Origin of the sequence: Thalassolituus hydrocarboniclasticus (genome assembly GCF_025345565.1) — a bacterium.
Taxonomy (GTDB): Bacteria; Pseudomonadota; Gammaproteobacteria; order Pseudomonadales; family Oceanobacteraceae; genus Venatoribacter; species Venatoribacter hydrocarboniclasticus.
The window spans coordinates 2,986,720-3,009,104 of the sequence record NZ_CP054475.1 but is presented as its reverse complement, the minus strand read 5'-3'; the positions used below and the strand labels follow the sequence as shown (position 1 = coordinate 3,009,104).

The following is a 22,385-nucleotide window of genomic DNA, read 5'->3' as shown; positions in this document are numbered from 1 at the left end:
GCATTGTTTTGAAAAATCCCGGCAACCGCCGGGATTTTTATATTTTGTACCGTCTTTCTGATGCCGGGCAGGGAATGCAGCGGTCATTCAGCCGCCATGCAGCGGTCATACCGAGACGAGTGCTTATTCTGCCCCATTTTGTCCGTGCAGTTCCTGAGCTGCCGGCGGCACACCGATAAAAGGATTATTTATCATGTTATTGCTATTAAAAGACCTGTTCTGGCGTGACCAATACAGCGGCGAAAAAACCGCTGTTCTTGACGGACGCATTGATCGTGACCGCTATATGCTGGCGTTTTTTATTCTGTTCGCCATACAGGGCGCGTTACATGCCGGCGGTGCTTATGTCTTCCCGGATTCTGGTTATGCGTTTAACGGTCCTTATTCCGACTACGTTGAGCTGATGTGGATTTTCTTCTCCATTAATCTTCTGGTTGATCCGCTGTGGCTGGTGCTGAGTGTCATTCTGGCCTGCCGTATGTTTGGCCGCTGGCTGATGGTGCCGGTTGGCTTGCTGAATTACGGTTTGCTGTCGATGGTGCCTTATATGTCGAATATCAACATGAACAGCTCGCCATCTGAAGTGATGATGTTCTCCATGATGGGTATCAGTGCAGGCTGGTTGCTGTTTCATATTTATGTGCTGTTCCGCCCGGCACTGAGCGTCAGCCAGCCACAGCATCCGTTGCTGCGTATGAATCCGCGCTATGCGGCTGAAGAGCAGCTCAACAGTATTCAGTTTTTCTGGCGCTGTACGGTGCTGGGTGTGGTGGCAGCGCTGCTGCTGATTGCCGGAGCTGTAGCGCTGTTTGGTTACAGCAACGGTTATGGTTATTCGTCGTCACGTCAGGAACAGCTGCTGGTCTGGTTTGCTCTGGTACTGATTGTGAGCGTGATTGTGGCGTTCTGGTTTCTGGTTCAGCGCCTGCGCAATATGGGCTGGAGTCCGCTGAAGACCATCCTTCTGGCCATACTGTTGCCTGGTTTATTCTTTGGTCTGCAGCTGTTTTTCTACATCAACGATTACTACGACAACCCGATACTGCTGGCGGTCTTCTACCTGTTGTTGCCCTGGGTACGCTTGGCGCTGGCGGTTTTCAATGTGACCGTAATTGCCATGCCAGCGACAGAAAGTGTCAGCCCTGTTGATGCTGATCTGGACGCCATGGGTGACGCTGAAGAGCCGCAGCCGGTGGCCGGTTAATGACTCTGTTTCATAAAATTGTCATGGATGAAACGCGCTGCGGGGTTGAAATGTCGGCCTTTCGGCGTAGTATTAAGCGCTATGAATACTGATTCCCGCGTACTGAACATGCTCTCTGCCCATGCTGCTTCTGCAGCAGGCAGCGCTGTGTCTGCTGTTCAGAACGTTAAATATTGGTGGTTTGGTTATGGCTATTTTAGCCAGGAGCCGGGCCGCGCTTAATTTGCATCATGCAGTTAAGGCAGTCCGGTGAGAACCGACTGCCACCGGAAAACCCCGATTGGCAGTCCGCCTTTCGGGGTTTTTTGTTATTGGCTTTGCAGAATTTAAGGAATATGTCATGAAAGCTCAGTCCGCTGTTTGTTTGTTGCATCAGTACCGCCGATTTAGCGGCGGTCGCTATTGGCCGCAATTCTGAGTGTTACAGACAACAAACTTATTGAGGACAGCACCATGAACGTACAAACACAAAGCAAACAACTGACAGAAACACAAACCACCGCTCAGCAGGAAAGCAATGATCCGGCGGTACGGCCGTTGCGCACACCGCGTCAGCTCAAGGCCGATCTGCCGCTTAACGAAGCGCTGGCATTGCAGATTGACCAGCAGCGTCAGCAGATCCGCGATCTGCTCAATGGCAATGATGACCGTCTGCTGATCGTCACCGGTCCCTGTTCCATTCACGATGAAGCGGCAGTACTGGATTACGGTCGCCGTCTGGCGGCGCTGAACGAGCAGCTGAGCGACCGCCTGCTGATTGTGTTGCGCGCCTACGTGGAAAAACCCCGTACCAGCATCGGCTGGAAAGGGCTGGCCTACGATCCGGAGCGTAACGGTAAAGGCGATATGGCGCTGGGGCTGGAACGCTCGCGCGGCATTATGCTGCAACTGGCAGAGCTGAGTTTACCGCTGGCCACCGAAGCACTGAATCCGCTGGTGATGCGCTACCTCGACGATCTGGTGAGCTGGACCGCCATCGGCGCACGCACCGCCGAATCGCAGACTCACCGTGAAATGGTCAGCCATCTGCCAATGCCGGTGGGCATTAAAAACAGCACCGATGGTTCGGCCGCCAATGCCGTAAATGCCATGATTTCTGCGCGCCACAGCCACCATACGCTGGGCGTGGATGTGGATGGTCAGATGGCGATGCTCGACACACCGGGAAACCCGGACACGCATCTGGTACTGCGTGGCGGCCGTGGCATTACCAATTACGATGCCAGCTCAATTGCCTCTGCTCTGGCGGAGCTGGAAAAAGGCAACTGCCACGCCAAAGTGCTGGTGGATTGCAGCCACGATAATGCCTGCAAACAGCACGAACGCCAGGTGGCGATTGCCCAGGAAGTGGTGGCTCAGCGGGCTGCCGGTAATCGCGGTATTCTGGGTTTAATGCTGGAAAGTTTCATTCAGGCCGGACGCCAGAACGATGAAGGCGAGCTGCAGTACGGCCAGTCAATTACCGATGCCTGTATTGGCTGGGATGAAACAGCGCAGTTGCTTAAGGATTTGTACCAGCGTTTGGCCTGAGCCGGTTTTTGGCAGCAGTAACAAAAAAGGGCGGAAATATTTCCGCCCTTTGATGCTTTAGCGCCGTTCCCGGCTGTTTTACAGATTAACCGGCACTTTTTCCTGTTCAGCCGGTTCGTTGTGGCGTAAAGGTTTCGGCTGGTCTTTTACCTGATAAAAGTCCGGGTGCGGTACAAAGCCGAAAGACAAGGCATTACCGATTTTGGCATTTGGATTTCCTTCTGCTTTAAAGCCGGACATGATGTGGTTATCCAGACTGGCAATCTGCCTGGACATATCCGCTTTGGTTTTACCCTGCACCGGAGTAACAGTGCCATCACTCAGATGGAAGCTGATGGCCATCAGTTCCCAGTCCCACCAGGTATCAATCTTCGTGATATAGACGCCTTCTTTTAACGTTACTTTATATTCGGAGCCGTCGTTTGCTTTACCAATGGCTTTACTTGAACCGTCTCTGTACACCAGTTTCAGATAATTGATTTCATCTTTTGCGCGCACAATGACTTCTGCAATGTCACCATGGGTTTCCATTTTGACATCTTCAACGGCGCCATGCTGATTTCCTCCCTTATGTACTAAACCCGTGCAGGGGCCGACCCAGGTCAGGCGATCCAGAGCGACAGGCTGAAGGGTTTCCGGTTTACCCTTTAATAACGACCAGAGACGGGCAGAGTCACCGACGTTCGTCAGCAACGAATTGGTGTAGCTGGCCTGAGCCTGGCGCAGATAATAATTACGGTTAACCACCGAGTTATGGCTGTTACGGTTATAGCCAATAACTTTATCGGCGTAAGCAAAGATCTGACGGCTGACGTGATCACGCAAGTAATGGTTGTAGCCACCTGAGTGCGGAATGGACTCTCTGTCAATATTGTCCATGCGCCATTTGATTTCGGCGGGGATGGCGATGTTCAGAACATGATCCTGATAAGCGCTGATTTTTTCATCCAGAATCTGAATATGACCGTCCCGTTCTTCATCGGGAATACCAAGTTGCTTGGCAAAAATAATACGCTCACGCAGCAGGGCAATGTGCATACTGGCAACCTCGACACCGGCGGCCAGAGTTCCTACGGTATAATTTTCATTGGTGAAAAACGGCATCTTGTCGCCGAAGTGACTGATAACGATAGACAATTTTTCCTGTTTTGCCGCCGGTGTTTTGGCCAGCATATATTCCTGCAGATTGTTGCTTAAGCCGATGGAAAAATTCTTCAGGTTTTCACGTTTTATCATATCAATCTGACCGCGGACCCAGGATTTCATCCGTGCTTCAGATTGTTTGATCAGGCTTTCCATTGTGGGTTTTTGCTCAGCCCAGATCAGACCAACAATGCTGCTGATAATACCTCCGGCCTGCGGGATCTTGCCTAATCCGGCCAGTACAATCATGCGGGCCAGATCATTGGTTTCAGCCGGGCTCATAAACTGAACATTTTTCGTGACGGAGGTTCGGTCAAACATGGCGTGTTCCGGAAAGGCTATACGGAACTTCATATCCGAACCTTTTTCCAGGCTGACATCCCGGTCGGTATCTACAGCAACAGGATGGCTGTGCCATGCGTTAAATACCGTTTCACCATCACGAAAACCAATCTTGGCTGTCTTCAGACCAATTTCTATGTCGATAAAGTCACCCGGAGAAAGCTTATGCAGATGGCCATCTTTGACAAAACTGAAGACAGTTTCATTAGCATTAAAAATCCATGCCCAGGTGGTGTCATTAGTGTTGTTTCTGATACGCCAAAGGTTATCGATTCTCATAGTGAATACTCCCTGTCGGTAGGTGAGGTACAGGTCTGTGCACATGCCACAGCCCTGATGGTAATGGAACCGATATACTCTCGGTCGCCTGCGCGATACAAGACAGAGAGGCTGCTGTAAATCAGCACAATGGTTGAGCGATTTCCGCCTTTTGGCTGGTGCTGTTATGGTGCCGGCAGGAGTCAATACAGAGTTGATGAGCGGGATGCAGGCAGGTCACCATCAGTAACATTGCCGCAGTTGCAGGGGCATGATATTGAACAGAGCGTATCAGTATTGTGCATTATCGGTACGATGTATTCGCGTACACTGATGTCCGCCAGGGCAGCTCTGAATGATGCAGGGCTGCCTCTGGGCCTGTTCAATCAGTGTTAACAGGCCCCGGGCCGCTAACTTACTTATGGCAGAGGATATTTTATGAGCCAATCAACCTACATCCCGCCCAAAGTCTGGCAATGGCAGGCGGGTAATGGCGGTAAATTCGCCAATATTAACCGTCCTGTTGCCGGCCCGACCCACGACAAGGAACTGCCGGTCGGCAAGCATCCGTTGCAGCTGTATTCACTGGCGACGCCGAATGGGGTTAAGGTCAGTATTATGCTGGAGGAATTGCTGGCCGCTGGAATCAGCGATGCCGAATATGACGCCTGGCTGATTAATATTCTTGAAGGTGATCAGTTTGGCTCAGGTTTTGTTGAGGTTAACCCGAACTCCAAAATTCCGGCGCTGATGGATCACAGTGTTAATCCGCCGCAGCGATTATTTGAATCCGGCTCCATCCTGATGTATCTGGCTGAAAAATTTAATGCTTTTATTCCGGCCGATGCCGCAGGTCGCGCCGAGTGTTTTAACTGGTTGTTCTGGCAGATGGGCAGTGCGCCGATTTTAGGCGGTGGCTTTGGTCATTTTTATGCCTACGCGCCAGAAAAATATCAGTATCCGATCGACCGCTACACCATGGAAATCAAGCGCCAGCTTGACGTATTAAACCGCCATCTGGCGGATAAAGAATTTATCTGTGGTGACGAATACAGTATCGCTGACATGGCCATCTGGCCCTGGTATGGCGTGCTGGTACGTGGTGGCTTATACGACGCGGCAGAATTTATTGAAGCGCACACATACACCCATGTACTGCGCTGGGCCAATGCTATTGCTGAGCGTCCAGCAGTGCAGCGTGGCCGTATGGTTAACCGTACCTGGGGAGAGCCGCACGAGCAGCTGCATGAGCGCCATGATGCCAGTGATTTTGAATTTAAAACGGCGGATAAGGTATAAGCCAGCGTCTGGGTTTTGAACGAAAAGGTCCGTCAATGACGGACCTTTTTTATTGTGTATACCTTATTTCTGAACCGGTTGCGGTGCACTGTTGTACGCCTGCGTTCCCCACAGTGGCACGGTTGATAAGCTGTGTTTAAAGCTGCCGGATGTTTCTTTAGTGGCATAAGACAGGTACATCAGGGTCTGGCTTTCGGCATCGTAAATACGGCGAACTTTCATATTTTTAAAGAAAATACTTTTTGATTTTTTAAATACCACGTCGCCGGACTTACTTTTATCGATCTGGGCAATCATGGCGGCGGTAATTTCACCGGTCTGACGGCAGGAAATTGCACTGTCGCTGGGATCGGAAAAACTCAGATCAGCCTCAACAGAGGCAACATGGCAGGTAACGCCCGGAACCAGTGGGTCGGTCATGACATTAAGTTTGATGTCTTTCAGGGTAAATAAACCCAGTGAAACATCGCCAACTTCATCATTGCTGCAGGCGCTGAGCAGGCCAGCCAGACACAGGGCAATGGCAGGCCGGTGGATAAAAGTCAGAACCGGCTTTAAAACGTTCATGGTAATACTCCGGATATCAGGTGGTGGAACATGCATCAGTCCGTTACTCCGCAGAGGGCTATGACCCCGGCTGTTCTGTGCTGAGTGTTTTTCGCAGACTGAAATAACGGATAGCCAGTGCGATGGCTCCGCCCAGATAAAGTGCTGCCAGTGTCCATTTTAATGTGGCACTGAGGCCGGCAATCATAACCCAGGGATCGCTGGGCGTGCTCAGCATATTAAACCAGGGTTCGTGAATGCTGTTTTCAATCACATCCAGAACAGACATCAGCACGGCAGGCCACAATAGCAGGTTCCAGCGTGCGGATAACGCATTCAGGTTAAACAGCCAGCTGGTCAGTGATAGTGCCAGCAGGCCATACCAGACCGGGTGCAGATGATCGTAAGCAAAATGCTGTTGCATGGCATTTAACTGCGCATCACTGATACTGTGCAGCAGCGCATTAAAGGCATCAGCACGGTAGCAGAACTGAAAGCGGAACAGTAAGGCTTCAGCATCTCCTTGCTGCAGGGTTTGCGCAATCAGGCTCTGCGAGATGATATAAATAACCGCCATTGCAATAACAATCAGCGGGTGGGCAAGCCAGCGGCGTACGGCATTCATAGGAACATTCCCTGTGTCATATCAGGCATTCAGCCTGCCACAGTTCTGCGCGCGGTAAAACCCGGAAGCCGTTTAATTTTTCAGCAGAAAAAGTGTACGGTCAGCACGCATTCTGCAGCGCCTGTGTTCTGGTGTGTGATCTGGCTCGCACTGATGATAAGAAAAGCAGATTCTGCGTTGCAGCTTGTTGCTGACTGTCTCATCATACCGGGCATTTAATTATAGAGTCAGGGAATACCTATGCCGACTTCATCGAACATCCGCAGTAAAGGCGGAGAATCCACCGAGAAAAGTAAATCCGGGAAAAGCGTCGGTATGATGCTGTTCGGCTTTATCTTTTTTGCCGCGGGCTTTGCCGTTGCGGCTTTTACCATGGGCAGTAATCTGCTGCGTTATTACGAAACTGCCGACTGGGCACAGGTTCCGGCGACGATTACCAGTCTGGATTTACGCACGCATCATGGTGATGACAGCGTGACCTGGAGTGTCGATGCACGCTATCAATACCAGTTTAATGGCCGTACTTATCACAGCGACCGTGTGGCTTTAACCGGCGGTTCGGACAATATCGGGGATTTCTGGCAAGAGCTTTATTCGCGTCTTAAATCGGAGCAGCAGCGCAATCAGGTTAAGGCTTATGTGAATCCTGCTGAGCCACAGGAAGCCTATCTCGACCGTACCCTGCGTACCGGACTGCTGGTGTTTGGCGGTATTTTCGGCGCGGTATTTATGGCAGTGGGCGGCGGCATTATGTTTATGGGCGGCCGCAGCAGTAATAGCAGTGAGCAGTTGGATAGTGCGCGCGCCGGAATTCCCAGTGATCAGCGGGGCAGTTATAAAATTCTGCTGTTTATTGGCTGTCTGTTTGTTCTGATATCTGCGCCGCTGTTGTTCGTTATTGTGGATGCTCTGCAGGATGGTGAACCGGAAGTTTTGCTCGGGCTTATTTTCCCGTTGGTGGGAAGTGGTGCCATTTATGCCGCACTGCGTATGCGCAAGCGCTATCTGCAGATTGGTCAGACACTTTTTTATCCGGATCCTTTACCCGGACATGCCGGCGGACAGGTGGGTGGATATTTTCATCTGGCCAGCGGTGAGTGGGTCGGGTCGCCACAGGTGCGGTTAACCTGTGTGCATATCTACAGCACCGGCAGTGGCAAAGAGAGTAAGACCCATCACGATGTTATATGGCAGAGCAAAGGCCGTGCGCACTGTGAGACGAATAACGGCGGCTGTAATGTGCATGCCCTGTTTGATGTGCCGGCTGATTTACCGGGCAGTGGCTCAGCGTCCGGTTACCGGGGGCGTATTCAGTGGAATCTGCATTGCGAGGGTATTGTCAGTGTGCCGGTTGCCGCGGCACGTAATCCGCGGGTGGATAACAGCCGGGCGATGCGCGACAGCAACCGTTTGCAGGTTGAGTTTGAACGCAGCTGGAGCATTCCGGTAGAAAAGGGTCAGCAGACATCGTCATTTCAGATGCCGGCAGAAGAGCAGGAAGCCTGGCATCAGCAGCAGCGTGAAGAAGCAAGTGCCAGCGCTGCTGCACAGATTGCCATGACAGCCGCAGGCAGTGGCATGCATCTGGAAAGTGCTGCCGGACGGCATACCGGTATGGCGCTGGGACTTTTGCTGTTTGGCCTGGTGTTTGACGGGGTTGGCGTCTTTCTGCTGTATATGGCGATGCAGGGAGAGCTGATGCTGTGGCTGATGGGACCTGTCTTTTTACTGGTTGGCCTGCTGGTTACCTGGTTTGGCGTATTCTGGTTAGGGCGGGCGCTGGAAACCGATATTGAGCCTGGCCGGGTTCGTATCGTACGGCGATTGTTTGGTGTCGCCCTGTATCAGCGTAGCGCTGCAGTGAGTGCTGCCAGCCCGCTGACTCTGGATATGGGCATGTCTTCGACGAACCAGAACGGTGCTAAAACCGAGTATTTTTCTTTGTCGGTTGAGGCCGATGGTAAAAAAATCAAACTGGCCGAAGGCATTGAAGGACGTGAAGCCGCCGAGGTGTTAAGGGAGAAAGTAAAGGCTGTCCTGACACGGGAACTCGACAGCGAGCTGATCTGAGCGGCAGAAATGTATGATTGGTTTATGCTGAATAACACATAACCGATGCTCAGCGGCAGCGCAGGGAGGCACAGATGACGCAGCAGGATAAAACGGATACCCCTTTGCCAGAGACGGAAGCGTCACTGCAGTTCCGCCTTGTGGTGGCGGTGATACTGGTCACACTGGTCACTGCTGCCGTTGCTCTGGGCCTGCATTATTATTTCAGCCGCGCCATGGCGCTTGATTCGGCCATGGCGCGCTACCAGCAGACCGCAAGCGCTACCCGCGATTACCTCAAAAACCTCGATAACAATGCGGCTCAGACTGCCCGCGTGCTGGCCCAGTATCCCCAGTTGGTGGCAGGGGACTGGGTAAATCCGGCGACCTTGCCATTATTTGCTGAAGTGATGCGCAATAATCCGGTGATGTATGCCGTATATATCGGTTTTAACAATGGCGATGTATTTGAGCTGGTGAACCTTAACAGCAGCGAGGCTGTACGCCGTCATCTGAAAGCCGCTCCGGCCGACCGCTGGGTGGTGATCAGCGTTAGAGGTAAGGGAGATCAGCGGCGCCGCCGTTTTGAGTTTTATGACGGGCAGATGCAACAGACCTTTGCCCGGGAAGAAATCAGCGATTACAACGCCAGTCAGCGGCTGTGGTTCACCAGTGCGCAAAGTGGCACAGTCCACAAAACACAGCCTTATTTATTTCAGCACCTGCAGGCGCCGGGGCAAAGCTACAGCATACGTGTAGCCGGAGGAAAAGCGGTACTGGCTGTTGATATTGCTTTTTCGACACTCGCCGCTCATCTGCGCAGTCAGCCTCTGAGCCTGGATGGAGAAATTTATCTTTATCAGCAAAGCGGTGAAATTATTGCCAGTAATTCCAGTGTATGGAATGAAGACCGCTTACCGGACACCGGGCCTTTTGCACTCAGTGAAGCACAGGAAAACTACATAAAAAGTCTTGGCCGTTTACGGATTTCCAATGAAACCGACTGGCCGCCGATTGATTTTGCTGTATCAGCTGAGCCGCGCGGTTACAGCATTGATTTATTACGTCTTATTGCGCAAATGACCGGCCTGAATATTGAGTTTGTAAACGGTTATGCCTGGCCTGAATTAATGGAGTTATTCCGTCGCAAAGAGCTGGATATTCTGCAACCGGTATTAAGCCGTCAAGCGTTGCCCGGTGTTATGACCCAGGCATTTCTGCAATTACCCTATGCTCTGGCCCAGCGTGCACAGGATGCGGCAATTCAGGACCTGCAACAGTTAAACGGCAAAATACTGGCCATTCCTGCCGGCTGGAGCGTCGCCCAGGTAATCCGCAGTAATTATCCGCAGATAACCCTGCTGAGTACTACCAACACGCGGGAAGCACTGGAAGCGGTAAAACAGGGCAGGGCAGATGCCGCGCTGGATATGGAACTGATTCTGCGTAATACCGCTGATCAGTATTTTATCGGCGATCTGCGTTTCAGTAAGCAGGTTACCGGTACCGGGCTTTTACCGCAGGGACTGAAACTGTTATTACAGGACGAACTTGCCCCTCTGGCCGCGATACTGGATCAGGTGCTCGCCTCAATCACACCTGAGGCACGGGCGTTTTTACAGGAGAAATGGCTGGCGGCTGACGAAAATGAGCGCAAAATTATGCCCGCTGTTGTCCCTTATGAGCAGCTGATTACCATGGCGCATAACAGTACGTCGCAGAACCGGCTGGAAAAAACCCATATTAATGGCCGCGAACACTATATTTTCGCTTCCTCTTTTGACCATTTTCAAAGTCCGCGTGAACATCTTGCTTTTGTTATTTCAGAAGAACGCTTGTTTGCCGCCAGCAGTCGCGAAATATGGTGGTCGGTCTTAATCATCGCCGCCGTCTGGTTGTTATCGATGCCTCTGATTCTGCTGTTTTTTGTGTTCCGCCCGTTACGGAATTTCCATAGCGCTGTCGCGGCGGATAACCATGACTGACAGACGGCGGATATTACGCAGCGCTACATTTCTATACGGGGCTGTTCTGGACTCACTCTGTTAATTCCAGTACAGTCCGCCCCCTCTCAAAGGCAGGATATGCACCTGTTACCTGCCTTGCCGGGCGACCGCCCGGATGGACGCGGCTGCTGACACCGCGCCATTTCTCCTTGCAATGTCAGCTCTCAGAGCAGATCACGCACTCATGACCCAATTTTCCGAACTCGGCTTAGCCGATGCCATCCTGAAAGCTGTTGCTGATCAGGGTTACACCACGCCATCTCCGGTACAGGCCCAGGCTATTCCTGCCGTACTGGCTGGCCGCGATGTAATGGCCGCCGCCCAGACCGGCACGGGTAAAACCGCCGGTTTTACCCTGCCAATGCTGCACAAACTGCAGCAGGGCGAACGCGCCGGCGCCAACCGCTGCCGCGCGCTGGTATTAACACCCACCCGTGAGCTGGCTGCTCAGGTAGGTGAAAACGTTGCTGATTACAGCAAATACCTGAATATCCGCTCTGCCGTTGTATTCGGCGGGGTCAGTATTAATCCGCAAATGATTGCCCTGCGCCGTGGCGTGGACGTGCTGGTGGCTTGTCCGGGTCGTTTACTCGACCTTTATCAGCAGAAAGCCATTCGTTTTGACGAAGTAGAATTTCTGGTGCTGGACGAAGCCGACCGTATGCTCGATATGGGCTTTATTCACGACATCAAAAAAATCCTCGCGCTGCTGCCGAAAAACCGCCAGAACCTGATGTTCTCGGCCACCTTCTCTAACGAGATCCGCACCCTGGCCAAAGGCCTGGTAAACGATCCGGTAGAAATTGACGTCAGCCCGCGTAACAGCACCGCCCACACCGTTGAGCAGTGGCTGATTCCGGTCGATAAAAAACGCAAACCGGAAGTGCTCAGCCACCTGCTGAAACAACACGGCTGGAAACAGGTACTGGTATTTACCCGCACCAAACACGGCGCTAACCGTTTAACCACGCACCTGCAGGATCGTGGTATTACTGCCGCTGCCATTCACGGCAATAAAAGTCAGGGTGCCCGTACCCGTGCACTGGCCGAATTTAAAAGCGGTGATATTGCCGTATTAGTGGCGACCGATATTGCCGCCCGTGGTCTGGATATCGAACAATTACCGCACGTTATTAACTTCGAGTTGCCTAACGTTGCCGCCGACTACGTACACCGTATTGGCCGTACCGGACGTGCCGGTGCCAGTGGTGAAGCTATTGCCCTGGTGTGTGCTGAAGAACTGGAAGACCTCGAAGGTATTGAAGGCTTAATCGGCAAAAGCATTGAACGCCGTGTGCAGGAAGGTTTTGAACCCAATACCCCACTGCCGGTATCGCGCCCGAAAGCCCCGCGTAAACCGAAAAAAGCCAAACAGCCGAAAGGCTTTAAAGACACCTTTGACCGCGAGCCACGCGCTCCGCGTCCGGCCGGTAGCGGTCGTTCAAATGGAAATGGCGGCAACGCCAGCCGTTCCGGTTCTGGTCGTTCTGGCTCAGCTCAGAAACAGGGTGAGCAAAAGCAGGGTGAACAGCGCCGTTCATCCGGCAGCAGCGGTAATAACACTGGCAATAGCAATGGCGGTAACAGCCGTCCGGCAGGCAACGCACCGCGCCGCTCACGCCGCCCGGCACAGGGATAAAACCTGTGCCAACAGCGGCTGCTGTTAACGCCGCCTGAAACAAAAACGGGCCTCAGATGAGGCCCGTTTTTTTATTCCGGAATTGAGACAAAATTCCCCGTTTCTTATTAAGACTTAACGGATCAGATCCGTTGGCGGGTTGTCTGCAATCCTTCCGGTTCAGAATGCTTTATGGGAGTAACAGCCTGCATGCTTACTTCTGTGCTTGCAGTCGCTCGGCCTCAGCTTTAATCATATCCTGCAGCTCGCCAAGGTTTTCCTGAACCCGGGAAGCACCGATCATTCCACCCTTGGTCATCAGTTCCGGCATTTTTTCAATTGCCTTCTGACCCACATCGGTAGAGTAGAATTCATTGATTTTTATCAGCTCAGCAGCAGTAAAGGCTTCTGCATACATTTTTACCAGATCGTCTTTCAGACTCTCATAGCTCATATGTTTTCCGAGGAATTCCAGCATAACCGCTTTGTACGGCCCGAGAGCAGGGTTCTGCTGAATCTGAAGATTAAGCATCTGGGACATTGATTGTTCAAGCATGCTGTCCATTTTCATGGAGTCCAGTAGCTTTGTGGCTTCCTTTTCAGAGGCCGGATCAGCTGAAACCAGGGATGGGACTGTAAGAGAAAACAACAGTATCAGATAAGGTAATTTCATTTTCACTCCGTGTTTTATGGTGTTTATTTCTTAAAAATTCAGGCTGCTTATCCGGCAGCCTTGATCACTCTGCAATCTTCTGTCGAAAGTCTCATTGGATGCCAATCGTCAGCTTAAGCGCTTATAGTGAATCGCGGTAAGTTCTCAGTCAATATTGAGGTGCATGTCAGGGGCTGGGGTAACGGTGCATTTTTCAGAATATTGCCCGCATAGCCACACCAGATAGCCAGTGTAGTTGTGCTTATAAAATCCATTGTCTGGAATGCTATCAATAATGGGTTGTGCGGTGTTCTCATAGGCCCGGCTTATCCAGCGGTTATTTATCTCAAACCTGAGCCCGGCTGCCAGAAAAGGGTGCGCAAGAAAGAGGATAATGACTGCCACTGATACTCCAGTCGCTATTTTATTGTTTTCGAAGTGATCACACTCATCGTCTTTCTATATCGCTGGTCTTTTTCATTGGCTACCTGTGCCTGCTCCTGAACGAATAGCGTTGTTGACCGTTTCCGGTTCGTTTTTATATCTGATAGCGATACCGGTTAATACCGGAGCTTCGTACTCATCGTTATCAATCCTCTCTCCGGCGGCCAAGCTCATGGTATCAATGATCAGGTCACCAGAAGATCTGGTTTGGCGTCTCTTTTTTATAAAAATAACAGCGTCAGCTCCTATGGATTTTGCTTTGTCTTTCAGTAATGACAGCAACTCTGGCAGACGTGAGGACTCATGGCCGATTGCCTCAAGGTATGCGATCTGATCGTACTCGCGATGAATGGGTTTATCCTCGAATATGACTTCTGTGTTGTTCGTTGATGGTGGATATGTGTCGTTTGTTATCATTGTTGCGCTGACATAACTGTTATATCCGAACGAACATCCGCTGAGCGTCAATGCCAACAGGAGAATCATTTTCTTCATTTACCAGTATTCCTCAGGTGCTTTCGGGTGTAAGAGTACGGCTGTCTTGTAAAGCTTCAGGCCAAAAGCTTTGTGCTTCATAAGTTTCGGTTATTTGTTATAGACCGGTCAGCTTCTTCATCGTGTTGTTTTTTCAGACACGCTGCCGCCCGTCCTTATATACGCAGGGCAGGAGTCGCGTGGTGTTATATCCGGAGTGCTAAGCGGGGAGGGGAGTTATTGTCGGTCGTTCTGACACTGTTGTATTAACGGTCTGGCGGCATCCCTGCTGTGACTTGAGAGTACTGAAGTTCGGGGCCGTGTTCAATAATTGATAGAAAGGGTTACAAGTGGCAAATAACGACCAGAATCTGGTTTGTAGTTCCTTCCTGTAATGACGGTGGTGGCGTTGCGCTGTTATCGCGGCTGAAAGCCGCTTCCCTTGTCCTGCGGGCATGGCCAGCTCATGCCGTGTGGTGTTTGTTATCATATCGGGTGTTGCATGATGGTTTAAGGGCTATTCCCCGGAACGGCACTGTCAGCATCAATCTGTTAGAATTCAGTCACTGAACTCCAGAGGCCCGTGCCCGCTTTGACCCATACTCCAACATCCTCCGTGTATACGCCCGACGGTCAGTCCGGCCGAACCCAGCTGACACCGCAGCAGGCACAGGTGATTGCGCATCAGCAGGGTCATGCCAAAGTGGTGGCGGTGGCGGGTGCCGGTAAAACCACCACGCTGACGCACTTTATTGCTGCCCGTCTGAGTGAGGGGGTAAGCCCGCGGCGATTACTGGTGCTGATGTACAACCGCGCCGCACGGGAGGATTTTGAGGCCAAGTTAAGCCGCTTGTTGCCTCGTCAGGCGTTGCCCGAGGTACGTACCTTTCACTCGCTGGGCTTGCGTATTTATCAGCGCTTAATTGCTCAGGGTGTCTTGCCGCCGTTTCAGGGCAAGCCGTTATCCGATGGCGAAATGGAGCCCATTGTCTGGCGTTTACTGCAGCAGCTGGCGGATGACGATACCCGTCAGGAAATTCTGTCACAGCGGAAAAAATGGGTCGAACCGGCACTGGCCTTTATTGATCTGGTGAAGTCTGGCCTGCAGCCGCCGGCTGAGGTGTTTGAAGCGCTGGAACTGCCCGACAGCTGCAAAATCTTTATCGACCTGTTTGATCTGTTTGAAGACTGGCGCCGTCAGCAACGGCGCATCAGTTATGCCGATATGCTGTACGATCCGGTGATGGCCTTTATTTATCAGCCGGAAATCGCCGCACAGTTTGGCGGCCATATGCAGTGGATTCTGGTGGATGAATATCAGGATATTAATGCCATTCAGCAGCACCTGCTGGAAGTGCTGTACGGTGGTCGCGGTTCGGTGATGGTAATCGGTGATCCGGATCAGACGATTTATGAATTCCGTGGATCAAAGCCGGAATTTATTGTGCAGAAGTTTGATCAGCAGATGCAGCAGGTCAGCACTTACCAATTACCGCACACCTTTCGCTATGGTCATGCGTTATCGCTGCTGGCCAATCATCTGATTACCCATAATAAAGAGCGTGAGCCGGTGCTGTGCCTGTCGCATCCGTCCACACCACAGACCAAAGCCAAACTGCATTTTGCCCGTTATGAACCGGCGCTGATTTTAACCCTGATTAAAAGCGAGGCAGAAAAGCAGCCGCTGGAAAACATCGCCGTTATTAACCGCTTATGGGCGCTATGCGCGCCGATTGAGCTGGGGCTTTTGCAGGCCGGCATTCCGTATCAGCTGCATAATTCGCAGTCGGTACTGGATCGCTGGGAGTTGCAGATTTTCTGGATCTTACTGGAAATCTCGGCCGGGCGTTTTGCTGCGCGTAATACCGAGCAGCGTACCGATGCCTGGCTGCAGTTACTGACTACGCCATACCCGAAGATTAAACGCTCAACACTGGAACAGATTGCCCGCACCATGGCGCAGGCCGATGCCGATTTTGGCGAGGCATTGCAGGCGGCGGTGCCGGACGATATGAGTAAATGGCAGCGCCAGCAGCTGGATGCCCGGGCTGAAGTGCTGGCCAGTGCTGAGCATGTGGCGATGCCGGCGCACCGGTTATTACAGCAGTATATTGATCAGTCGGGTCTGGAAGATGGTATTGCCGACAGCGCATTTTCGGCGCAGCAGATTGAAGACCGGCTGCAAACCATTAAAGCCTTTGTGCATTTTATGCGTGAGTCGGAACAGAACAGCCGCAACGCGCTGGACTATCTGCAGCAATTAAAAGCGCAGCGTCTGCAGCAAAGCCGCGAGAAAAAAGGCGGTGTGCATTTAACCTCGATACATAAGAGCAAAGGTCTGGAATGGCCGGTGGTGATTATTCCCGGTTTAAATGCCCATTATTATCCTTATACCCCCGAAGGTGAATTCACTACCCCGGCCAGCGAAGAAAGCGAACGGCGTTTGCTCTATGTGGCGATGACCCGCGCCAAGCAGCAACTGCATTTAATTGCGCCAGATCCGTTTAAAGATCAGAAACGCGGCGGCGGGCAAACTTCCGCCCGCGACTGGAGCAGCCGCTTTCAGCAGGAATTAATGGTTGAACGCAGCGTTGATATTGCACGCGCTATCGAAGCGAAATCGGATTCTGTTGCGTTAAAAATACCCCATGGCAGCCCGGCATCCTGGTTGCAGGATTATTGCCGTCAGCTGGATATTCATCTGAACTTTACTCTGGATACTTCTGCCCCTGCTTCGGCAGAGCGTACAGCACGGCGGGCGGCACCGGGTTATCCCAAAGCGCCGGCGGATTATATTATCGAGCGCAAATATTCGGCCGCAGAAGAACAGCGCCGTATCCGCCATGACACACTCGGGGCAGGGGTCGTACTGGCGGAAGATGAGCGCTATATTAAAATCCGTTTCGATGGCGAAGCTCAGGCGCGTACGCTGGATAAAAAAACTGCCAGTGCTTTTATGGAAAATGAATAACCGGCCTGATCTGTTTATAACGCCTAACAGACGCTGACAAGCCGCAGGAGAAAAGAGACATGAAGTCATTGCTGCGCATTATGCTGACCACGCTGTTTGTTACCTTTATAGCAGCGCTCGCGCTGGAACTGTTCTGGCTGAACAGCACGCCTGAGCAGCGTCAGCACTGGCTGAGCTTAAGTCCGCAGCCTCTGGCGATTAAACCCAACGGCTGGCTGTTACCGCAATTATTCAGTGCACATACAACGGCTTCTGTGACGACGAGGCCGGGTGTTGCTTCCGAACATGCTCCGGGCAGCGATAAGTTTTGGTCTGATACAGCCCCTGCGGCTTCCTCACCCGGTACCGCGCCGGCCAAAGCTTTGGCGGACAGCATGCCAACAGGTTACCGCAATCATGGTGGCGCGGGATGTGTTCGTCCGCCAACGCAGGATATCCGTGATGTTGAACGCGGTGCGGTCTATCGCTGGACCGACAGCGAAGGCAAGGTTCACTTTGGTGATCGGCCACAACAGAACGGCGCGGAAGATCTCAGTAAAAAATACGCCGCGGCAACTCAGGGCGTGCGTCTGGTGATGGAATATCCGGGCTGGGCCGGTGATGCTCAGCTCGAATTTCAGCTGCGCCGTGAAGCCGATTTACTCTACCGCGTGTTAACGCGCTTTATCCCGCAGAAGGCCTGGCGTCAGATCAATCTGAATCTGGTGCTGTTTGCCAGTCAGAGCGCCTTTGATGAATTCCGTCAGCAGCAGGGGGCAAACAGTGGCTGGATGGCGTATTACAGTGGCGGCCATAATCAGGCGTATCTGGCCCGCCAGCAGCGTGACGAATGGACACTGCGTATTGCCCGCCATGAAATGACCCACGCGATGATGACCGGCATGCTGGGCACAACACCGATCTGGCTCAGCGAGGGCATGGCACAATACCTTGAAGGTCTGCAGTGGCAGATGAATGTCGGCCAGATAAAAGCCGATGCCGCCGGTTTTAACCGGCTGAGCGCGCAGGGGCTGACCGGTTTCAGCGAGCTGGCCGGGCGCAGCCATGCGGAATTTAACGGCATGGCGCAGGATGAGAATTACGCCCGTGCGGCAGCGATGGTATTTTTTCTGATTGATCATGACGATGGCAAGCGCTGGTTGCGGCAGACGCTGGGCCATTATGCGCAGCATCCCTGTGCGCCCTTTATACCGTCACAATTCTTTAATCAGGCCTACCCCGGCGGGCTGGCGGCGGTAAACGGGCGCTACGCCCGCTGGTTACAGGACGGGCATTTCAGCACGCACTATTACTGATGACAGGATCCGGTGCGCGGCAGGGGGTGGTACTCAGATAGCCAGTTGTTATACTGAGCGCTTTCGTAGAGATCGGTCGTACAGGTTTATCCGGGTCGCCTTTGCGTAACGCCACAACGCCTTGTTCAGACAAGGCGGTTATATTTCAGTCCGGTGATGCCGGGCCCAACAAGGACAACACCTTATGACCATTGCACAACACAAAATCGTAACCATTCACTACAAAGTTGTTGATGTTGCCAGCGGCGAAGTTATCGATTCATCTGAAGGTGGTCAGCCAATGACTTACCTGCATGGCGCGCAGAACATTATTCCGGGTCTGGAACAGGCTCTGGAAGGCAAGCAGGTTGGTGATGAATTTGAAGTTACTGTTGCTCCTGCCGATGCGTACGGCGAGTACAGCGAAGAGCGCGTACAGAAGGTACCAATGGAAGCGTTCGAAGGCGTCGAAAAAGTTGAGCCTGGTATGGCCTTTACCGCTCAGACTGAACACGGCCCGATCAACCTGATCGTGACCGAAGTTGATGAAGCCATCGTTACAGTTGATGCCAACCACCCTCTGGCCGGTAAGTCTCTGAGCTTCAGCGTTAAAGTTGAATCTATCCGTGACGCCAGCGAAGAAGAACTGGCTCATGGCCATGTTCACGGTGAAGGCGGTCACCACCACTGAGTATTTGTCCAAGGGAAAATACTTAATAAAAAGCCGGCAAACAGCCGGCTTTTTTTATGCATTTTAAATTTATTTTTGCAGTTATTTATTTCTGCTTAAAAAATAACGGCTGGTTATTGCCCGCTGGCTTTTTTCAGATCCAGTGGTTCGGCAATATCCACTTCAACCACGGTACCGGCTTTTACATCGGCCAGCGCGCTGACTTCATCAAGGGCGTCGCCCCAGATATGACAGGCATTGGACAGGCGGATTTCACCGTGGCGGGAAATAGGCGTTGGTCCGAAACCAATGACAATGCTGCTGCCATCGGCCCAGAAGGCAATATCGCCGGGTTGCACAATATTTACCGCATTATCTTCATAGCTTACCCGTACCGGGCAGTCGAAAATAACTTCCTGCCCCCAGGTTTGTACCGTGGCGGTAAAAGGCACCGCCTTAAGAATGGCCTGAGCAGTTGGGGTGCGGCGCAGTGCAATACGGATTTCGTGGTTTTCAAAACGCATAGCCAGTAACGTCATAAGAAATTCCCCCGTCGTGTCAGTAAAGACAACGGCATAAATGCATCCGCCGGCAAGTTGCCGGCGGTGCAGTTCCGTTGCATCGGATTACTTTCAGACTAGCAGAGCGGTTTTTTTGCCGCGCTGATTTTCTTGGTTCTCAGGCGACGGCCCGGCTGTCAATGATTGCCTTGTTAATAGTAAACAGGATGGCATTGAGGCTGGCCGAGAGGGTGTCACCGTCCTGAGCGACCGCGGTATAACGGCTGCCGCGGATGCTGGCCTGCACAAAGGCCATGGCGGTGGCATCGGAACCTTCACTGATGGCCTGCTCGTCAAACTGGACAATCTGCACGTCCACGCCGGTGGCTTTGTGCATGGCGTCAGCAAAGGCGCTGATGGCACCGTTGCCATGACCATGAATCAGCATTAACTGGCTGCCGTCATTAATAGATGCCTGCACATGATACTGGCTGCCCTGTTTGTCGATCTGGTAACCGGCCAGTGAGTAACGGCCATCGCTGTTCATAAACTCGGTACGGAATACGCTCAGAATCTGCTCCGGGCTGAGTTCGCCTTCCTGCATTTCGGCGCGGCGCTGAATCGGCTGTGCGAGTTCGATCTGCATCCAGCGCGGTAAGGTAGCGCCGATCTGCTGTTCAATCAGGTACGCAGCCCCACCTTTACCCGACTGGCTGTTAACGCGGATCACCGACTGGTAATTGCGGCCAAGGTCGCGCGGGTCGATCGGCAGGTAAGCCACATCCCATGGCTCGTCGTCCTGCTGCTTGCTCAGGCATTTACGGATAGCATCCTGATGGCTGCCGGAGAAGGCGGTGTACACCAGTTCACCGACCCACGGGTGGCGCGGATGGGTCTTGATGTTGGTACAGGCTTCTACGGTGGCGATGATGTCATCGGCCATGCTGATATCCAGCTCAGGATCAATGCCCTGGCTGTACAGGTTCATCGCCATAGTGACGATGTCCATATTGCCGGTGCGCTCGCCATTGCCAAGCAGGGTGCCTTCGATACGGTCTGCACCGGCGAGCATTGCCAGCTCGGCGGCGGCTACTCCACAACCACGGTCGTTGTGGGTATGAATGCTGATGATCAGGCTGTCGCGCTTGTTCACATGGTCGCAGAACCACTCAATCTGGTCGGCAAACACGTTGGGCATGCTGCTCTCGACGGTGGCCGGTAAATTGATAATGGCTTTTTTGTCGACCGTCGGCTGCCAGACATTAATCACGGCGTTACAGACTTCAACGGCAAAATCGACTTCGGTGGTCGAGAAGCTTTCCGGTGAGTACTGAAATACCCACTCGGTCTGCGGATAGCGTTTGGCTTCGCTGGCGACCTTACGTGCGCCTCTGACAGCGATGTCGACAATGCCCTGTTTGTCGAGATTAAACACACGCTGACGCTGTACCGGCGAGGTGGAGTTATACACATGCACCACCGCGCGGCGTACACCGGCAAGAGCTTCGTAGGTGCGTTCGATTAATTCATCACGCGCCTGCACCAATACCTGAATGGTGACATCCTCAGGAATCTGGTTGGCTTCGATCAGCCAGCGTACAAAGTCAAAATCCGGTTGTGAGGCGGCAGGGAAACCGACTTCAATCTCCTTGAAGCCCATGTTGACCAACAACGCCCACATCTGCTGTTTCTGCGCAACGGACATAGGTTCGATCAGCGCCTGGTTACCATCACGCAGATCAACTGAACACCACAGCGGTGCGGTGGTCAGAGTCTGGTCCGGCCAGCGGCGATCGGTTTTGGCGATAACGGTTGCAGGGCGGTACTTACGATGGTTAAAGCGGGCGGTGGTCGGGGTATTCATATCCGGTCCTTGCTCAGATTTTATAAAAACTGGTCATTGATTGCGTGTTTTAAGCCTTTTGAGCTTGTTCGTGTTTCCTTTCTGACTGTCTTTGCTCAGACCTTGTGAGTCCTCTCTGGCCCTGACCACTTCTGGCGGCTGGGCGGACGCGTTGTCTTGTGAACAGCGCGTTCAGATGCCTTCCGGTAAGGAAGAGATCTGGTTAACAGTATGTGCACAGTATATGCGGCATGCTGGCATTTATGATTGCAAAGTTGCTATTGATAACCCTTAATTTTGATACAATATTGCGCAATATTTATTGTCTTTGGCGATTTGTGCCAGTGTCTGTTCGTGGCACGGATTGCCCTGACCGGCAGCGACTTGTATCAGCTCAACAGAAGGTCGTTTTATGAACTCAGATATGCCTGATGGTATGGCCCGGCTGGATCGTATTGACCAGCGCATTCTCGAATTACTGCAGCAGGATGGCAGTCTCAGCAATCTGGAGCTGGCCGATAAAGTCGGCCTGTCACCCTCGCCCTGCTCGCGCCGGGTAAAAGCGCTGGAAGAAAGCGGTATGATTCAGGGCTACCGTGCCCATCTGGATGCCCGGCGTCTGGGGCTGGATCTGCTGGCGCTGATTTCGATCAGCATGGATCGCCATACGCCGGAGCGTTTTGATAACTTCGAGTCACAGGTCGCGGCCTGTCCGGAAGTGCTGGAGTGCTACCTGATTACCGGCCAGTCGGCCGACTATGTATTAAAAGTGATCGTGCGTGATATGAATGCCTACCAGCAGTTTCTGCTTGGCACCCTGACCCGTATTGAGGGCGTCAGCGGAGTGCATTCCAGCTTTGTAATGCGTAAAGTCATCGACCGCACGGCGCTGCCATTAGCAGCACGCTGATAGGATGATTTTTCTGTAAGGAGACGA

18 protein-coding genes are annotated in these 22,385 nt (G+C 52.5%); 10 read left to right on the top strand and 8 right to left on the bottom strand.

Annotation, left to right across the window (positions count from 1 at the left end; genetic code table 11):
* The first annotated feature begins 193 nt into the window (after positions 1–193).
* Both HUF19_RS13430 and HUF19_RS13425 read left to right on the top strand, forming a co-directional pair.
* The gene (locus tag HUF19_RS13430) at positions 194–1,204 is read left to right on the top strand and encodes a DUF4153 domain-containing protein (RefSeq protein WP_260997091.1); all 1,011 of its coding nucleotides are present in this window, start codon (positions 194–196) and stop codon (positions 1,202–1,204) included.
* A gap of 453 nt (positions 1,205–1,657) precedes the next feature.
* On the top strand, positions 1,658–2,734 hold the full coding sequence (locus tag HUF19_RS13425) for a 3-deoxy-7-phosphoheptulonate synthase (protein WP_260997090.1): 1,077 nt from the start codon (positions 1,658–1,660) through the stop codon (positions 2,732–2,734).
* A 78-nt stretch (positions 2,735–2,812) separates the two neighbouring features.
* Here HUF19_RS13425 and HUF19_RS13420 read toward each other — a convergent pair whose 3' ends face one another.
* Complete coding sequence (locus HUF19_RS13420; protein WP_260997089.1) at positions 2,813–4,498, bottom strand: insecticidal delta-endotoxin domain-containing protein; 1,686 nt, start codon at positions 4,496–4,498, stop codon at positions 2,813–2,815.
* Positions 4,499–4,915: 417 nt separating this feature from the next.
* Here HUF19_RS13420 and yghU point away from each other — a divergent pair, with 417 nt between their 5' ends.
* Positions 4,916–5,776 (top strand): glutathione-dependent disulfide-bond oxidoreductase, encoded by an 861-nt coding sequence (gene yghU, locus HUF19_RS13415; RefSeq protein WP_260997088.1) that lies wholly within the window; start codon positions 4,916–4,918, stop codon positions 5,774–5,776.
* 63 nt (positions 5,777–5,839) lie between these two features.
* Here yghU and HUF19_RS13410 read toward each other — a convergent pair whose 3' ends face one another.
* Positions 5,840–6,343, bottom strand: coding sequence for a CreA family protein (locus HUF19_RS13410; protein WP_260997087.1), 504 nt, complete (start codon positions 6,341–6,343; stop codon positions 5,840–5,842).
* A 58-nt stretch (positions 6,344–6,401) separates the two neighbouring features.
* Complete coding sequence (locus HUF19_RS13405; protein WP_260997086.1) at positions 6,402–6,947, bottom strand: hypothetical protein; 546 nt, start codon at positions 6,945–6,947, stop codon at positions 6,402–6,404.
* A gap of 240 nt (positions 6,948–7,187) precedes the next feature.
* On the opposite strand from HUF19_RS13405, the gene HUF19_RS13400 reads away from it, so the two are divergent.
* The 3 genes from HUF19_RS13400 to HUF19_RS13390 all read left to right on the top strand — a co-directional run bounded on the left by HUF19_RS13400 (position 7,188) and on the right by HUF19_RS13390 (position 12,641).
* Positions 7,188–9,017, top strand: coding sequence for a DUF3592 domain-containing protein (locus HUF19_RS13400; protein WP_260997085.1), 1,830 nt, complete (start codon positions 7,188–7,190; stop codon positions 9,015–9,017).
* 74 nt (positions 9,018–9,091) lie between these two features.
* A complete protein-coding gene (locus tag HUF19_RS13395; RefSeq protein WP_260997084.1) occupies positions 9,092–10,981 on the top strand; it encodes a transporter substrate-binding domain-containing protein in 1,890 nt (629 codons plus the stop codon).
* Between the two features lie 205 nt (positions 10,982–11,186).
* Entirely contained in the window at positions 11,187–12,641 is a 1,455-nt protein-coding gene (locus tag HUF19_RS13390) for a DEAD/DEAH box helicase (RefSeq protein WP_260997083.1), read from the top strand.
* 193 nt (positions 12,642–12,834) lie between these two features.
* Here the strand turns inward: HUF19_RS13390 and HUF19_RS13385 are convergent, their stop codons facing one another.
* The 3 genes from HUF19_RS13385 to HUF19_RS13375 all read right to left on the bottom strand — a co-directional run bounded on the left by HUF19_RS13385 (position 12,835) and on the right by HUF19_RS13375 (position 14,211).
* Positions 12,835–13,161, bottom strand: a complete 327-nt coding sequence (locus HUF19_RS13385; RefSeq protein ID WP_260997082.1) for a DUF2059 domain-containing protein — start codon at positions 13,159–13,161, stop codon at positions 12,835–12,837.
* A 276-nt stretch (positions 13,162–13,437) separates the two neighbouring features.
* The gene (locus tag HUF19_RS13380; protein ID WP_260997081.1) at positions 13,438–13,677 is read right to left on the bottom strand and encodes a hypothetical protein; all 240 of its coding nucleotides are present in this window, start codon (positions 13,675–13,677) and stop codon (positions 13,438–13,440) included.
* A gap of 72 nt (positions 13,678–13,749) precedes the next feature.
* Positions 13,750–14,211, bottom strand: coding sequence for a hypothetical protein (locus HUF19_RS13375; protein WP_260997080.1), 462 nt, complete (start codon positions 14,209–14,211; stop codon positions 13,750–13,752).
* A 562-nt stretch (positions 14,212–14,773) separates the two neighbouring features.
* On the opposite strand from HUF19_RS13375, the gene HUF19_RS13370 reads away from it, so the two are divergent.
* The 3 genes from HUF19_RS13370 (at position 14,774) to HUF19_RS13360 (ending at position 19,126) form a co-directional block, all read left to right on the top strand.
* On the top strand, positions 14,774–17,161 hold the full coding sequence (locus HUF19_RS13370; protein ID WP_260997079.1) for an ATP-dependent helicase: 2,388 nt from the start codon (positions 14,774–14,776) through the stop codon (positions 17,159–17,161).
* Positions 17,162–17,220: 59 nt separating this feature from the next.
* Entirely contained in the window at positions 17,221–18,456 is a 1,236-nt protein-coding gene (locus HUF19_RS13365; RefSeq protein ID WP_260997078.1) for a DUF4124 domain-containing protein, read from the top strand.
* 184 nt (positions 18,457–18,640) lie between these two features.
* A complete protein-coding gene (locus tag HUF19_RS13360; protein WP_260997077.1) occupies positions 18,641–19,126 on the top strand; it encodes an FKBP-type peptidyl-prolyl cis-trans isomerase in 486 nt (161 codons plus the stop codon).
* A 113-nt stretch (positions 19,127–19,239) separates the two neighbouring features.
* On the opposite strand, the gene HUF19_RS13355 is transcribed toward HUF19_RS13360, so the two are convergent.
* A complete protein-coding gene (locus HUF19_RS13355) occupies positions 19,240–19,644 on the bottom strand; it encodes a cyclophilin-like fold protein (RefSeq protein WP_260997076.1) in 405 nt (134 codons plus the stop codon).
* A 139-nt stretch (positions 19,645–19,783) separates the two neighbouring features.
* Positions 19,784–21,469, bottom strand: a complete 1,686-nt coding sequence (gene leuA / locus HUF19_RS13350; RefSeq protein ID WP_260997075.1) for a 2-isopropylmalate synthase — start codon at positions 21,467–21,469, stop codon at positions 19,784–19,786.
* Positions 21,470–21,860: 391 nt separating this feature from the next.
* Here leuA and HUF19_RS13345 point away from each other — a divergent pair, with 391 nt between their 5' ends.
* Positions 21,861–22,358 (top strand): Lrp/AsnC family transcriptional regulator, encoded by a 498-nt coding sequence (locus HUF19_RS13345; RefSeq protein WP_260997074.1) that lies wholly within the window; start codon positions 21,861–21,863, stop codon positions 22,356–22,358.
* Positions 22,359–22,385: the final 27 nt, after the last annotated feature.

Coding starts and splice junctions, on each gene's coding strand:
- HUF19_RS13355 (WP_260997076.1), bottom strand. CDS start 19,644: ATGACGTTACTGGCTATGCGTTTTGAAAACCACGAAATCCGTATTGCA.
- yghU (WP_260997088.1), top strand. CDS start 4,916: ATGAGCCAATCAACCTACATCCCGCCCAAAGTCTGGCAATGGCAGGCG.
- HUF19_RS13365 (WP_260997078.1), top strand. CDS start 17,221: ATGAAGTCATTGCTGCGCATTATGCTGACCACGCTGTTTGTTACCTTT.
- HUF19_RS13390 (WP_260997083.1), top strand. CDS start 11,187: ATGACCCAATTTTCCGAACTCGGCTTAGCCGATGCCATCCTGAAAGCT.
- HUF19_RS13410 (WP_260997087.1), bottom strand. CDS start 6,343: ATGAACGTTTTAAAGCCGGTTCTGACTTTTATCCACCGGCCTGCCATT.
- leuA (WP_260997075.1), bottom strand. CDS start 21,469: ATGAATACCCCGACCACCGCCCGCTTTAACCATCGTAAGTACCGCCCT.
- HUF19_RS13395 (WP_260997084.1), top strand. CDS start 9,092: ATGACGCAGCAGGATAAAACGGATACCCCTTTGCCAGAGACGGAAGCG.
- HUF19_RS13345 (WP_260997074.1), top strand. CDS start 21,861: ATGAACTCAGATATGCCTGATGGTATGGCCCGGCTGGATCGTATTGAC.
- HUF19_RS13425 (WP_260997090.1), top strand. CDS start 1,658: ATGAACGTACAAACACAAAGCAAACAACTGACAGAAACACAAACCACC.
- HUF19_RS13360 (WP_260997077.1), top strand. CDS start 18,641: ATGACCATTGCACAACACAAAATCGTAACCATTCACTACAAAGTTGTT.
- HUF19_RS13385 (WP_260997082.1), bottom strand. CDS start 13,161: ATGTCCCAGATGCTTAATCTTCAGATTCAGCAGAACCCTGCTCTCGGG.
- HUF19_RS13420 (WP_260997089.1), bottom strand. CDS start 4,498: ATGAGAATCGATAACCTTTGGCGTATCAGAAACAACACTAATGACACC.
- HUF19_RS13405 (WP_260997086.1), bottom strand. CDS start 6,947: ATGAATGCCGTACGCCGCTGGCTTGCCCACCCGCTGATTGTTATTGCA.
- HUF19_RS13375 (WP_260997080.1), bottom strand. CDS start 14,211: ATGAAGAAAATGATTCTCCTGTTGGCATTGACGCTCAGCGGATGTTCG.
- HUF19_RS13400 (WP_260997085.1), top strand. CDS start 7,188: ATGCCGACTTCATCGAACATCCGCAGTAAAGGCGGAGAATCCACCGAG.
- HUF19_RS13430 (WP_260997091.1), top strand. CDS start 194: ATGTTATTGCTATTAAAAGACCTGTTCTGGCGTGACCAATACAGCGGC.